At 68.2% G+C, this 12850-nt stretch carries 11 protein-coding genes; 3 read left to right on the top strand and 8 right to left on the bottom strand.

Annotated elements, in window-relative coordinates; genetic code table 11:
- Positions 1 to 85 precede the first annotated feature (85 nt).
- Together ABZ880_RS25630 and ABZ880_RS25635 are read right to left on the bottom strand one after the other, a co-directional pair.
- A complete protein-coding gene (locus ABZ880_RS25630; protein ID WP_361266977.1) occupies positions 86 to 859 on the bottom strand; it encodes an SDR family oxidoreductase in 774 nt (257 codons plus the stop codon).
- Positions 860 to 887: 28 nt separating this feature from the next.
- Positions 888 to 2117, bottom strand: coding sequence for an MFS transporter (locus ABZ880_RS25635; RefSeq protein WP_361266978.1), 1230 nt, complete (start codon positions 2115 to 2117; stop codon positions 888 to 890).
- 263 nt (positions 2118 to 2380) lie between these two features.
- Between ABZ880_RS25635 and ABZ880_RS25640 the strand changes: the two genes are divergently transcribed.
- A complete protein-coding gene (locus ABZ880_RS25640; protein WP_361266980.1) occupies positions 2381 to 3325 on the top strand; it encodes an alpha/beta hydrolase in 945 nt (314 codons plus the stop codon).
- A gap of 7 nt (positions 3326 to 3332) precedes the next feature.
- Positions 3333 to 4553 (top strand): phosphopantetheine-binding protein, encoded by a 1221-nt coding sequence (locus ABZ880_RS25645; RefSeq protein WP_361266982.1) that lies wholly within the window; start codon positions 3333 to 3335, stop codon positions 4551 to 4553.
- A 96-nt stretch (positions 4554 to 4649) separates the two neighbouring features.
- Here the strand turns inward: ABZ880_RS25645 and ABZ880_RS25650 are convergent, their stop codons facing one another.
- The 6 genes from ABZ880_RS25650 to ABZ880_RS25675 all read right to left on the bottom strand — a co-directional run bounded on the left by ABZ880_RS25650 (position 4650) and on the right by ABZ880_RS25675 (position 11369).
- Positions 4650 to 5681, bottom strand: coding sequence for an aminotransferase class I/II-fold pyridoxal phosphate-dependent enzyme (locus ABZ880_RS25650; RefSeq protein ID WP_361267124.1), 1032 nt, complete (start codon positions 5679 to 5681; stop codon positions 4650 to 4652).
- A gap of 79 nt (positions 5682 to 5760) precedes the next feature.
- Positions 5761 to 6930, bottom strand: a complete 1170-nt coding sequence (locus tag ABZ880_RS25655) for a homoserine O-acetyltransferase (RefSeq protein ID WP_361266984.1) — start codon at positions 6928 to 6930, stop codon at positions 5761 to 5763.
- A gap of 19 nt (positions 6931 to 6949) precedes the next feature.
- Entirely contained in the window at positions 6950 to 7675 is a 726-nt protein-coding gene (locus ABZ880_RS25660; protein WP_361266986.1) for a gamma-glutamyl-gamma-aminobutyrate hydrolase family protein, read from the bottom strand.
- Complete coding sequence (locus ABZ880_RS25665; RefSeq protein ID WP_361266988.1) at positions 7672 to 9003, bottom strand: O-acetylhomoserine aminocarboxypropyltransferase/cysteine synthase family protein; 1332 nt, start codon at positions 9001 to 9003, stop codon at positions 7672 to 7674. Before ABZ880_RS25665 ends, ABZ880_RS25660 begins: the two co-directional genes overlap by 4 nt.
- Positions 8990 to 10060, bottom strand: a complete 1071-nt coding sequence (locus ABZ880_RS25670; protein ID WP_361266990.1) for a fatty acid desaturase family protein — start codon at positions 10058 to 10060, stop codon at positions 8990 to 8992. Before ABZ880_RS25670 ends, ABZ880_RS25665 begins: the two co-directional genes overlap by 14 nt.
- 145 nt (positions 10061 to 10205) lie before the next feature.
- Positions 10206 to 11369: an ATP-grasp domain-containing protein gene (locus ABZ880_RS25675; RefSeq protein ID WP_361266992.1), complete on the bottom strand. Its 1164-nt coding sequence runs from the start codon at positions 11367 to 11369 to the stop codon at positions 10206 to 10208.
- A 392-nt stretch (positions 11370 to 11761) separates the two neighbouring features.
- On the opposite strand from ABZ880_RS25675, the gene argC reads away from it, so the two are divergent.
- Positions 11762 to 12793 carry an N-acetyl-gamma-glutamyl-phosphate reductase gene (argC, locus tag ABZ880_RS25680; RefSeq protein WP_361266994.1) on the top strand — a complete coding sequence of 344 codons (1032 nt, stop codon included), beginning with the start codon at positions 11762 to 11764 and terminating at the stop codon, positions 12791 to 12793.
- The last annotated feature ends 57 nt before the right edge of the window (positions 12794 to 12850 follow it).

A 12850-nucleotide genomic window follows, 5' to 3' on the forward strand; every position in this document is an offset into this window, starting at 1 on the left:
GAGATCCCCGCGTCATACGGGTTCGGCCCCGGGACCGTGAACACGGTCCCGGGGCCGAACGCTTCGACTCGGTGTGGGCGGACGCTCAGCGGCCGATGAGGTGATGCTGGTCCTGCGGCCGCAGTCGCAGGCTGTGCTGGCCGCCGTCCACGGCGAGCATCATGCCCACGGACGCGCTCGACAACGGGCTTGCCAGGTAGGCGATCGCGCCCGCGACCTCGTCGGCCGTCACCAGACGGCCCGGCGCGAGGAACTTGAGCAACGACTCCCGGGCGGCCTCCGGGTCCGCCGTCCCCTGCAGCTGCGTCTCCACCCACGGGGTGTCCGCCGTGCCGGGCGCGACACAGTTGACCCGGATGCCCTCGCGGGCGTGGTCGGCCGCCATGGCCAGAGTGAGCGAGTACACGGCGCCCTTGCTGGCCGAGTACAGCGTGCGCGTCTGGTGTCCGGCCCACGCCACGATCGAGCACGTGTTGACGATCGCGGCGGCGGGCGAGCGGCGCAGGTGCGGCAGGGCGTACCGGGCGACCCTGACCATGCCGACCACGTTGACGTTCAGGACGTTCAGCCACTCGTCGGAGCTGTTCGTGGCGACGTCGCCGACCGCGGGGATGCCGGCGTTGTTCACCACCACGTCCAGACGGCCGAACCGCTCGACCACGGCCTCCACGGCGGCCTCGACCTGTGCGTCGTCGCCGACGTCGGCCTGGACGCCGAAGACGCCGTCCGGCAGACCCTCCGTCTTGAGATCGAGCACGGCGACCTTGGCGCCCCTGCTGCTGAGCAGTTTCGCCGTGGCCAGACCGATTCCCTGGCCACCGCCCGTGACGATCGCCACGAGTCCTTCGAAGTCACTCACTAGTTCTCTCCTGTTTCATGTCGAACCATCAGGAAACTGCGGAGGCCGGGCGGCGGAGCCGCAGACTGAGCTGGGCGCTGAGCAGACCGAGGACGGCGACCATGGTCCACAGCGCCCACGGGGCGATCGCGTACACGGCGCCGCCGATGACCGGTCCGGCGCCCGTACCGATCGTGTATGCGGCGCCGTACAGCCCCTGGTAACGCCCGACCAGCCCCGGCGGAGTCAGACTCGCCAGGTGGGCCTGCGCGATCGAGGAGTAGACCATCTCGCCGAACGTCCAGATCAGCACCGTCACCGCGAGCATGCCCAGGCCGGTCGTGAACCCGGTCAGCGTGATGCCGACACAGGTGAACAGGTTGCCGACGGCCAGGACGTACTGCGGCCGGTACCGGGAGACCACGCTGATGAGGGGCAGCTCGAAGAGCACCACCAGCAGACCGTTGAGCGCCATGAGGAGACCGAAGTCGCGCGCGTTCATGCCCACGTCGCTGACGTGCAGGGGCAGGCCGACGGTGGTCTGGATGTAGACGAACATGGCGAACACGGCCATCAGCAGGAAGCGCACCAGGGTGCGGTCGCCGAGCGCCTGCCGGTACCCGACCGCCGAATCCCCCTGTGTTTCCTCGTCGTCGGCGTCGGACTGCGCCTTCGGCGCGTCCCGCAGCAGCACCGTCACGATCAGGCCGAACAGCAGGAGCGCGGCGGACTCTCCGAGGAAGAGCCCCACATAGGAGATGCTGGCCACCACACCGCCGACGGCCCCGCCCAGGGCGACGCCGATGTTCTGTGCGAAGCGCAGCACTCCGAAGGCGGCGAGCCGTTGCTCGGCCGCCACCGAGTCGACCAGCACGGCGGCCATGGCCGGCCGGTGGATCTGCGACACGAGGCCGATGAGACCGACCACGACGACGATGAGCGCGAGCGGTCCGAGGAACGGCACGAGCGCCGTCAGCCCGGAGGTGGCCACGACGGACAGCAGGATGGCCGCGCGCCGGCCGATGGTGTCGGTGAGGTGGCCACCGATGACGTTGCCGAGCACATTGCCCACACCGGACGCGCCGAGCACAAGCCCGGCGGCCCCGGCGGAGTAACCGCGCCCGGTCAGATAGAGCACGATGAACGAGGGCAGGAAGCTGCCGGCGTTCAGGATCAGGCTGCCGAGGCTGATGACCCAGACCCGGCGGGGCAGACCGCGCAGGGTGTCACGGAAGCGCGGCTTGTCGACGCTCGACCGGTCCGACGCCGTGGTGCTCACGCGACCGGCCCGCTGGTGGGTACGACATTGCTGGACAACGTGGCTCCTTTTCTCGCGTTTCCTCCCGGCGGTTCAAAAACGGACGCTACGACCGCGCCGGCGTCATGCGCGTCCGCGACAAGTTCATTCACGGGGACACATCGCGTTGACCTTTTCCGCTGCGGCTAAGCGTCCTGGTTACCCCGGCACGGCCCAGGGCCGTGCCACCCTCGATGCCGGTCCGGATTTTTCTTGATGCAGCCCTGTGAACTGGGGGAGTTTGAATGCCGCTCGATCCGATCTACGCGGGAATCCGGGACTATCGTGTCGCAACCGGATTCACGCCGCTTTACACCATGTCGGTGGATCAGGCCCGGGTGGCGGACAAAGAAACCGAGGCCGAGATCTGGGACTGGGTCGAACAACCCAAAGAGGTGTTCGACTTCGACATCGACGGTCCGACGGGTCCGCTGACGCTCAGGGCGTACCGCCCGCAGAGCAGGAGCGAGAACGACGGTCCGCTTCCCGTGGTGGTGTACTTCTTCGGCGGCGGCTGGGTCGTCGGCTCCCTGGACACGTCGGAGGCGATCTGCCGCGCGGTGGCGAGCCTGACTCCCTGCGTGGTCGTGTCCGTGGGCTACCGGCTGGCGCCCGAGCACCCGTTCCCGGCCGCCATCGACGACTGCTACGCCGCCGTGGAATGGGTGGGGGAGCATGCGTCCGAGCTCGGTGCCGACCCTGCCCGCATAGCCGTCGCGGGCGACAGCTCCGGCGGCAACCTCGCCGCGGTCATGGCCCTGATGGCGAGGGACAGGTCAGGGCCGGAGATCTCCGCCCAGGTGCTCGTCTACCCGCCGACGCGCAATGACGCCACGACGCAGTCCATGCAGGACAACGTCGATCCGATGTTCTTCAACGCTCATTCTTCGGCATGGTTCTGGGACATCTACCTCGCCGACCCCGCCGACGGTGAATCGCCTTATGCGTCACCGGCCAAGGCGGACGACCTCGGCGGACTTCCCGCGGCCTTGCTGATGACCGCCGAGTACTGCCCGCTGTACGACGAGGGCGAGGAATACGCGAATGCACTCTCGCGCGCGGGCGTGCCGGTGGAGTATCACCCGTACAAGAACCTGCCGCACGGTTTTCTGCAGCTGTCGGCCGTGCTCGAGACGTCCAGGAACGCCATGCGTCTGATCGCCGATTTCCTGCGCCGACGGTTGGGGTGACATGAAAATGACTGAAACCAACCGAGTGGTTCTGCGGGCGCCCAGGTATGTGCTCGGCGAGATCTCGATGGACCACACCGAAATCAAGGGATTTGCCGAATTCGTCGACGAGCGGCAGATGGTGCCCGATGCCCGGATGTGGGGATGGGGCGCCGTCCACCGTACGGAACTCGACACGGCCACGCTCGCCGTACGAGCCGGCCGCCGGACCTTGCAAGCGGCAGGCGTCGAGCCGGGCGAGGTCGACGCGGTGGTGCTGTGCTCCACCGCGTTTCCCGCCGAAGTCGGGGGGCACGGCGAGCTGATCGCGTCGGTCCTCCACGGTCTTGAGCTCAACGCCGTCCCGGTCACCGGGATCACGCTGAACCGGTGCGCGACCCTGCTCACCGGTCTGCAGGTTGCCGCCACGATGGTTGCCGCGGGCCGCCGCCGGACCGTGCTGGTGATCACCGCGGACCGGGTGGCCGACGAGTCCGCGCGGATGGCCGACTTCGCCCTGTTCAGCGACGGCGCGGCCAGCTGCCTGGTCACGCGGCAGGTGGACGGCGCCGTGGAGTCCTACGAGTGGGTCGCCGACGCGCACGCCCAGGACCCGGCCTCGATGGGCCGGGGCACCGAGATCAGCGCGGATCTGGCCAAGGCGGCCAACCGGCAACTGTTCGCCGAGGCAGGCATCGGCGTCGAGGAGATCGACGGCCTGCTGCACAACAACATCTTTCTGCCGATCGTGACGATGAAGGAGGTCCAGGCCGGGTTCGACCAGTCCCAGCTGGACACCTCGAACATCACCAGGGTCGGACACTGCTTCGCCGCGGATCCACTGATCAACCTGGTCGACCGACAGTCGGCCGGCACCGTTCGTCCGGGCGGGCTCTACCTGCTGGCATCGAGCGTGTCCGGGCTGCGGATGTGCGTCCTGCTGCGGGCGGACGGTCGCCGGCCAACCCACGAAGGAGTCACCGAAGTGCACAAGAGTCTCGACGCCGACCCCACCACGCTGTCGTGGCTGCAGACCACGGTCCGGGAGGTTCTGCAGCTGCCCGAGTCCGAAGACGTCGGGACGCGGACCCTGCGCGAGCTCGGCGCGAGCTCACTGCAGACGGTCGGCGTGCAGTACCGCATCCTCCAGGAGACCTCGGTCAGCGTGGAGATGAGCGAGCTGATCGGCTCGTCGACCGTCGCGGAGCTCGCCGTGCTGGTCGACGAGCGCAGGCCCACCGCCGCGTAGCACACGGTCGGACAAGGGGCCGGGGGCAGAAATGCCCCCGGCCCCTTGCGTGTGGAAACAGGACGCCGCCACCGTCTTCGACGGTGGCGGCGTCGCTCACGCATACGACAACTGCGTCATCGAATCCCTGAGGTTGGCCAGCTCCGTGGCGGTGGGTGCGGTGATGCGCAGGCCGGAGATGCGCCCCGGCTGCTTCCCGTCGAAGGCCCGTACGGCCACACCGTGGTCGAGGAAGAACCGGTGCGCCTCGACGGGGTCTTCGGTGGCGATGAAGCGGTAGTGGACGGGAACACCGCGCACCAGACCGGGGAACCGGTCGCCGATGATCTCCTCCAGGCCGAGGGCGTTGGTCAGCAGGGCGGACCGGGTGCGGTCGGCCCACTCGGTGTCGGCCAGAGCGGCGGTCGCGAGGGCGACGTCGACGTAGGAGAGCGTCCAATTGAGCTTGCGCTCGGCCACCTTGCGGTGGATCTCGGAGTTCAGCGTCCACAGAGCCCCGGTACGGGTGCCGGCGATCCCGAAGAACTTGTTCGGGGAGCGCAGCACCACCACGTTCGACAGACCGGTCTGCGTCATCGACAGTTCGGCGTACTCGGGCAGGAACTCGATGTACGCCTCGTCGACGATGAGGATGGAGTCCGGGTTGGCGCGGCAGATCTCCACCAGGTCGTCCCGGTGCAGATAGAAGCCCAGCGGGTTGTTCGGGTTGGACAGGAAGACGTAGGGATGGTTGCGCATCCCGAAGTCCACGCGGTCCAGGCGCGACTGGGGTGTCTCCACGGTCCCCGACGGAGGGTCGAGATGCGTGGGGAACCACCGGATGGTGTCGGTGTAGTCGGGCGTGACGACCGCGACCTGCTCCGTCGGGAGGAGCTGCGCGAGGACGCGGATGAACTCGGTGATCCCGCGCCCGGGTATCAGCTGCTCCGGCGCCGTCCCCATGAAGTGCGCATAGGCCTCGGTGAAGCTCTCCTCGGATCCGTAGGGGTGCGCGAGGAGATGTTCCGGCTTGATGGAGCGCAGTGCTGCTTCCACGACGGGCGGAGGGCCGTAGCGGTTCACGCAGGTTCCCAGGTCCAGATACTCCCTGTCGCTGAGACCTCTCAGGTCCCCGCCCTGTGTGTTCACTACTGTCGGCGCGTTGTCGATCAAGGCATGTCCCTACAGACGTTGCGGATGATGGATCGAACTGCTGGGGCGTACGGCGTCATACGACGGACGGCGCGAGGACGGCCCTCATCTCCCGTAGATATCCGGGGACGTTGAGCAGGAAGGCGTCATGGCCGGCGGGCGAGTCGGTGTCCCGGTAGTGGGTGACCTTCGTCAGGCCGGTGGCCGTCAACTGCGCCAGGAGTTCACCGGTGATGTCGCTGCCGAAGAGCCGGTCCGAGGCAAAGCTGAACACGTGGACCGCGGGGCCGTTGCCCGGTGTGAGCAGGTGCGGGCGCTCGAAGGCGCTGAACCGGTCCATCGCGGTCGTCAGATGGAGATAGCTGTTGGCGTCGAAACGGGCCACGAACTTGCCGGCCTGGTGCTCGAGATAGCGCTCGACGGCATAGCGGCCGTGCGCCGGACCGGTGGGCTCGCGGCCGATCTGGACGGCGCGCCCGAACTTGGTCTCCAGCGATTCCGGAGACATGTACGTGAGGTGGGCGACCATTCGCGCGATACCCAGGCCCTGCCGGGGGCCCGCCCCGAAGAGGCCGTCCGCGTAACGGCCCTGGTCGAACTGCGGGTCGGAGCGGATCGCCGCTCTGCCGACCGCGTGGGCCGCCAGACCGTCGGTGGTCAGCCGGGGCGCCGTCCCGATGAGGAAGAAGCGCCCCGCGTCGCCGGGGTGCCGCAGCAGCCACTCCAGCGCCTGCATGCCGCCCAGCGAGCCGCCGACCACCGAGTGCAGGCGGCCGATGCCGAGATGCGCGAGCAGCGCCCGGTGCACGGTGACCATGTCCCCGACGGTGATCTCCGGGAAGTCCGGTCCGAGCGGGCGGCCGGTCTCCCCGGGGGACAGCGGTCCCGTCGTTCCCGCGCAGCCGCCCAGCACGTTGGCGCACACGACATGGAAGACATCGGTGTCGACCGGGCGGCCCGGGCCGACCATCACGTCCCACCACCCGGGTATGTCGTCGGGGTCGTGCCGCGCCGGGTGCGAGTCCCCGGTCAGGGCATGGCAGACGAACACCGTGTTGTCGTGGTGGGGTGACGGGGTTCCGTACTGCTCGTAGGCGACCTGCACATGGGAGAGCGAACGGCCCGACTCCAGAACGAGCGGATATTCCTGGGTGAAGAGAGTGGCGACCTCCAGATGACGGCTGAGAGGTGCGGGAAGGCCGGGGGTGATGGCCCTGGGGTCTTCGGTGACGGGAAACGCGTTCAAGATTCTTGTCCTCCAGAAGTCAGCGGCCCGCCGTGTATTTCCGGGCAGCCTCACCGAAAGCGTGGAAGATCCTCCTCGACAGCCCGTCCGTGGTGGCGTACCACTCGGGATGCCACTGCACGGCGAGCCCGAAGGGGTGGCCGCCGGTGACGGCCACCGCCTCGACGACACCGTCGGGTGCCTCGGCCTCGATCCGAAGCCCGGCTCCCAGACGGTCGACGGCCTGGCCGTGGAGAGAGTTCACCCGCGCCGAACCGATGCGGTCGGTCAGCTCGTCCAGCGTTCCGCCCTCGACGATCCGGATCTCATGTGCGGGGAGGTACTGCTCGTCCCGGGGGAGCGAGAGGTCCTCGCGGTGAGTCCCCGGGTCGAGGGTGCGCAGGGTGCCGCCGTGGACGACGTTCAGCTCCTGCAGTCCCCGGCAGATGCCGAGGAGGGGGAGGGCGGCCTCGACGGCCGCCGGGATCAGTGCGAGCGCGAGCGCGTCGCGATCGGGGTCGAAGGGGCCGGGCCCGTCCGACGCTCCGTAGCGCTGCGGGGCGACGTTCGTCTCATGGCCGCCGAGCACCAGGCCGTCGAACCGGTCGAGTCGGCCGGCGAAGGTGTGGCCGTCCCCCGGGACGAGGACGACGGTGCACTCGGCCACCTCCTCCAGCGCGGCGACGTACTTGTGACGTACCGCGTCATGACGTACGTCGTCCCAGGTCTCGGCCGAGCAGGCGAGAGCGACGAGCGGCCGGGTCATGAGCGGTCCAACGCCTGACCGAGGTCGGCCAGCAGATCGTCGATGTGCTCGACGCCGACGGCGAGGCGGATGGATCCCTGGGTGACTCCGGCGGCGAGCTGCTCCTGCTCGGGAAGCTGGGCATGGGTGGTCGAGGCCGGGTGGGTGGCGAGTGAGCGCACGTCACCGACGTTCGTCGCATGGGAGACGAGCCGGAGCGACTCGATGAACCTGCAGCCGGCCTCGCGTCCACCGGTCAGCTCGAACTGGACGAGCGGACCGCCGTTCGCCCCGAAGTAGCGCGCGGCGAGCTCGGCCTGCTCGCCGGTGGCGAGGCTGGGATGGCGCACCGCGCCGACCTTGGGATGGGCCTCGAGGAATCGTGCCACCGCGGTCGCGTTCTCCCCGTGGGCACGCATCCGCAGATGGAGCGTCTCCATGCCCTGGAGCAGCAGCCAGGCGTTGAACGGGCTGAGGCAGGGACCCAGGTCGCGCATCAGGGTCTCGCGGGCCTTGAGCAGATAGCTGCTCCGGCCGAGCGGGCTGTCCAGGTTCTTTCCGGTGCGCGTCCACACCACGCCGCCGTGCGCCGAGTCCGGCTGTGTCAGCAGCGGGTGGCGCTCCGCGTGGAACTCCCAGTCGAAGCGGCCGGAGTCGAGGATGAGCCCGCCGAGGGTCGAACCGTGCCCGCCGATGTACTTGGTGGCGGAGTAGACCACGATGTGGGCGCCGTGCTCCATCGGCCGGCACACGTACGGGACCATCGTGTTGTCGAGGATCAGCGGAACGCCGGCCTGCTCGCCCAGTTCGGCGACGGCCTCGATGGGGAACACGCTCAGCCGCGGGTTGGGCAGCGTCTCCCCGAAGTAGCAGCGCGTGCGCTCGTCCGTGGCGGCGGCGAAGTTCTTCGGGTCGGAAGGGCTGACGAACCGGGTCTCGATGCCCATCCGCGAGAGGGTGTTGGCGAGCAGGTTCCAGGTGCCGCCGTACAGCTCGTTGGAGCTGACGATGTTGTCCCCGGCCTGACACAGGTTCAGCAGTGCGAGCGCGATGGCCGCCTGCCCGGAGGCGACGGCGAGCCCGGCGGCGGCACCCTCCACGGCGGCCATGCGCTCCTCGAGCACATCGCAGGTGGGGTTGTTCAGCCGTGTGTAGGCGTGTCCGTCCTGCTGGAGGTCGAAGATCCCGGCCGCGTCGGCCGTACTGGGAAGTTCGTATGCCGAGGTCTGGAAGATCGGCGTGACGATCGGCGGTGTGAGGCCGAGCCGCCATTCGTATCCGCCGTGGACGGCCGCCGTCTCCGCGGCGCGGAATGCCTTGCGTTGTGCGGGTACCTCATACCGGGACACCGTTGTCCTCCTCAACTCGGACCATGGAGCGGACTATCGCGGTGATCGCGCTGGGCTGCCCCTGCGGACCGGGGTGCCACAATCCGCCGAACTGGGCGTCCACCTCGGCGTACTTGGGGTCGCGCATCCGTATCTCGCGTGCCTGGGGCAGCTTGTAGAAGGGGGTACGCGGGTCGAGATGATGTTCCAGGTGGTAGTGGTCGTTGTGGATTCCGGTGAGCAGTCGCTCCCACAGGCGGCTCTTGCGGTTGCGCGTCATGTAGAGGTCCACCGAGGAGTCCCGCACCAGAGGTGTGTGCTCCGACAACTCGATGTACCAGCCCAGGATCTGAAAGCTCGTCAGATAGGGGACGACCCAGAAGAGCAGCAGCTCGACGAACCAGTCTCCGTGCCAGGCCACTCCCGAAACCGTCGCCCAGAACGCCCAGAAGCCGAGCCCGTCGAGTATCCGCTTTCGACGCTGCACGGGATTCGCGGGGGACGAGGACTTCTCCGCCGCCCCGGTGAGCACCCGGTAGCGATTGCGGATGAGATAACGGATGTACGCCCACGTCTGCGAGCCGAACAGCGGCATGAGCACCACCCGGCGGATGTACGACGGTGCCGTGTCCTGCTTGTAGGCCCCCTGCTCGATGAAGAAACGCAGGTCGGGATCGAGGTCGGGGCTGCCGAGGCGGGGGTGGTGCGTGTAGACGTGCGACACCTTGTACGCGTAGTGCTGCTGAAAGATCGGGTATGCGGTCAGCACGGTGCCGACGGCCATCTGCAGCCTGCGGTTCGATATGCCGACCCCGTGCGCGCAATCATGAAGAATCGTGGACAAGCCGCGCTGCCTGGCGCCGATGACGAGGGCTGCCAGGGGATAGAACCAATACGAGCCGTACACGCACAGCAGGACACAGCCGGCCATCCACACCAGGTCCTCGAGCCATGCGAGCAACGCGTGCCAATTGTCAGGCGTGTTCAGCGCCTTCAGGTCGCGTGCCACGTCGGTCGGAAAGCGATACATGGTGTATCGCCGGCCGGTGTACGCCCAGGTCGTTGTGTCGGTACTCACTCACCCTCCATTTCGTCGATCTGCCGCGCCGAAGGGACAATAAAGGCGCGTCTGAACCGTGCACGTCCGCGGCAGGCGAATGCGCGGTGACGTATCACGCTGACTGTTCTCCGCTGCGACTGCGGATTTTGCTTACCCAGGTATTTCAACTCGTCCGAGAGGGCGGCGTGATGCGGTAGTCGACCCGGTTCAGGGTGTTCTCCACGCGGTCGCGCAACTGGCTCATCGAATCGGCGACGACCGCGAAGCGGAGAAAGAAGTTCTCCCGCTTCAGGTCGGTGATCTCGTATGTGGCGGTGATCCGTGCGCCGATCACGCCGGGGAGGGCGCGCAGATCGTCCTCGGTGGTGCTCACCTCGACGGTGCCGAGCTCGTCGCCCTCCATGTCGATCCAGCCGACGATCGGCCGCTCACGCAGCGGAATCGGCTCTTCCGGCGTGAACTCGCCCAGGGCCATGGAGACCACTGCTCCGACCGCGTCGATCCCGCTGATCTCGAGGACCGCTTCGGGGATCATGCCGCCGCCGGGACGCGGATTGATCTCGATGAGCTCCGTCCGGCCGTCCTCGGTGGACCGGCCCTCGAAGTGCAGCCAGCACTGGTCGAGCCGGAGATCGGTGCAGAAGGCGTCGACCCTCTCGCACAGGGCGCGCACACCCTCACGCACGTGATCCTGCTCCGGCGGATGGAACTCGAGTCCCGAGTCGTGGTGCCTGACGTGGTCGTGCTCGGGCTTCTCGACCGCCAGGAGGGGATGGAAACGGCCGTCGACGACGGGCCCGTCCACGGAGAACTCGACGCCGGGCAGGTACTCCTCGACGATCAACTCGGTGTCGGCATGGCCGGCTTCGGCCAGGTGGCGTCGGTAGGCGAGCAGCTCGTCAGGACCGTCCACCCGGCTGACCAGCCACGAGGCGCCGGAGTCACGCGAGGGTTTGACGATGGCGGGGAAGAAGTCCACCGCCGCCGGATCGTCGCTGTAGCGCATGGTGGACAGACCCAGGGCCTTCATACGGTCGCGCACCAGCACCTTGCTGAACAGCACATGACGGTTCTCGTCGGCGCCCGGAAGGCCGTAGTGCGCGGCTGTGGCCAGCTGCCAGGGCGCCAGCCTTTCCAGCATGTTGACCACGGCGACGGGTTCGATGTCCCGCTGTTCGAGCCGGGTCGTCAGCGCGTTCAGGTCCTCGCTGTCCCAGTCGACCAGGACGTGGTCGTCGCACTTGTCGCGGTAGAGATGGTCGGAAAGCTCGGAGACCAGCACCGAACGCAGCCCGCGGGCCCGCACTTGTTCGGCGACAAGGGTCACATTACCGAAATTATGCGTGGAGAAGATGAGTACGGATTTCACGCGACCTCCGGGGGTTTGGTGTTCGGCAGTGATGGTCGATTCATTGGCGAAACAGAGCAAACCCCGCCCCTCATGGACCGGGACCGGGTGCGGGTTCTGCGTGTTCAAAAGTCAGGGTGGCACGGGCGGGATTGCGGCCGAGTAATCGGGATGCGTATTCATACGGCGGGAATGTCAGCCGTATGCGTCCTCGGGAATGCGTTTGTTGCGGACGTCTGCGGGGTGGATGGGCTCGTAGGTTGCGTTTTCGATGCGCCGGACATTTGTGCCGTTCGGTCGAGCACGTGTGAGTGGACGGGAGGGAGTCGCGTGGTGGTGGCCTTCAGCGGATCTGTGATCGGGGTGGAATCGTGATCCGGGTGGCGGTGGCCGGTGCGGCCGGCTACATCGGCGGGGAGTTGCTGCGGCTGCTGATCGGGCACCCCGAGGTCGAGGTGGTGGGCGCGGTCTCCTCGCGTTTCCCGGGCAAGCGGGTCGACGGGGTGCACCCGAATCTGCGGGCCTCCACCGATCTGCTGTTCTGCTCGGCCGACGAGGTGGAGGAGTGCGACGCGGTCTTCCTGGCCCTGCCGCACCGGGCCGTGATGACCCAGATCGACCACTGGATCGAGCGGGCCAAGCTGGTCGTGGACCTGACCGGCGACTTCCGCCTCGACGACGCGCAGGTCTTCGAGCGCTACTACGGCACCGCCCACCAGGCACCGCACCTGCTGGGCGACTTCGTACCCGGCCTTCCCGAACTGCACCGTGAGCGCCTGCGCGGAGCGGACCTGGTCAGTGTGCCCGGCTGCATGGCCACGGCGGGCGTGCTCGCGCTCCACCCGCTCGTCGCGCACGACCTGATCGACACCGAAGCGGGCGCCCAGTTCGACGCCCGCACCGGCTCCAGCGGCTCCGGCGCCACGGCCGGCCAGGCGAACCTGCATGCCGAACGCAGCGGCGCGATGCGGGTGTTCGCCCCCACCGGCCACCGCCACGAGGCCGAGATCTCCCAACACCTGGGAATGGCCGCGGCGATGACCGCCACCGGCGTCGAGGCCGTGCGCGGCGTGCAGACCATCTGCCACGCCACGCTGCGCCCCGGCGTCGACAAGCCCGCGGTCCGCCGGGCCTTCCGCGAGAGTTACGGCGACGAGCCCTTCGTCCGCGTCGTCGCCCACCAGCGCGGCATCTTCCGCTACCCCGACCCGAAGATCCTCCTCGGCTCGAACTTCTGCGACGTCGGCTACGCCCTCGACGAGGACACCGGACGCCTGACCACCATCGGCGCCCTCGACAACCTCGTCAAAGGCGGCGCGGGCAACGCCGTGCAGTGCCTCAACATCCGCATGGGCCGGCCCGAGACCCTCGGCCTGACCTTCCCCGGACTTCACCCCCTCTAGGGGATGCCGGGCGGATCAGCTCGGCGTCGACCTGATCCGCCGGACACCCCCTGGCCC

It is taken from the genome of Streptomyces sp. NPDC047043, from assembly GCF_040644055.1.
GTDB lineage: Bacteria > Actinomycetota > Actinomycetes > Streptomycetales > Streptomycetaceae > Streptomyces.

Bases quoted from the DNA above. Each gene is read 5' to 3' on its own strand.
- ABZ880_RS25660 (WP_361266986.1), bottom strand. From the start codon at position 7,675: ATGACCCGGCCGCTCGTCGCTCTCGCCTGCTCGGCCGAGACCTGGGAC.
- ABZ880_RS25645 (WP_361266982.1), top strand. From the start codon at position 3,333: ATGACTGAAACCAACCGAGTGGTTCTGCGGGCGCCCAGGTATGTGCTC.
- ABZ880_RS25640 (WP_361266980.1), top strand. From the start codon at position 2,381: ATGCCGCTCGATCCGATCTACGCGGGAATCCGGGACTATCGTGTCGCA.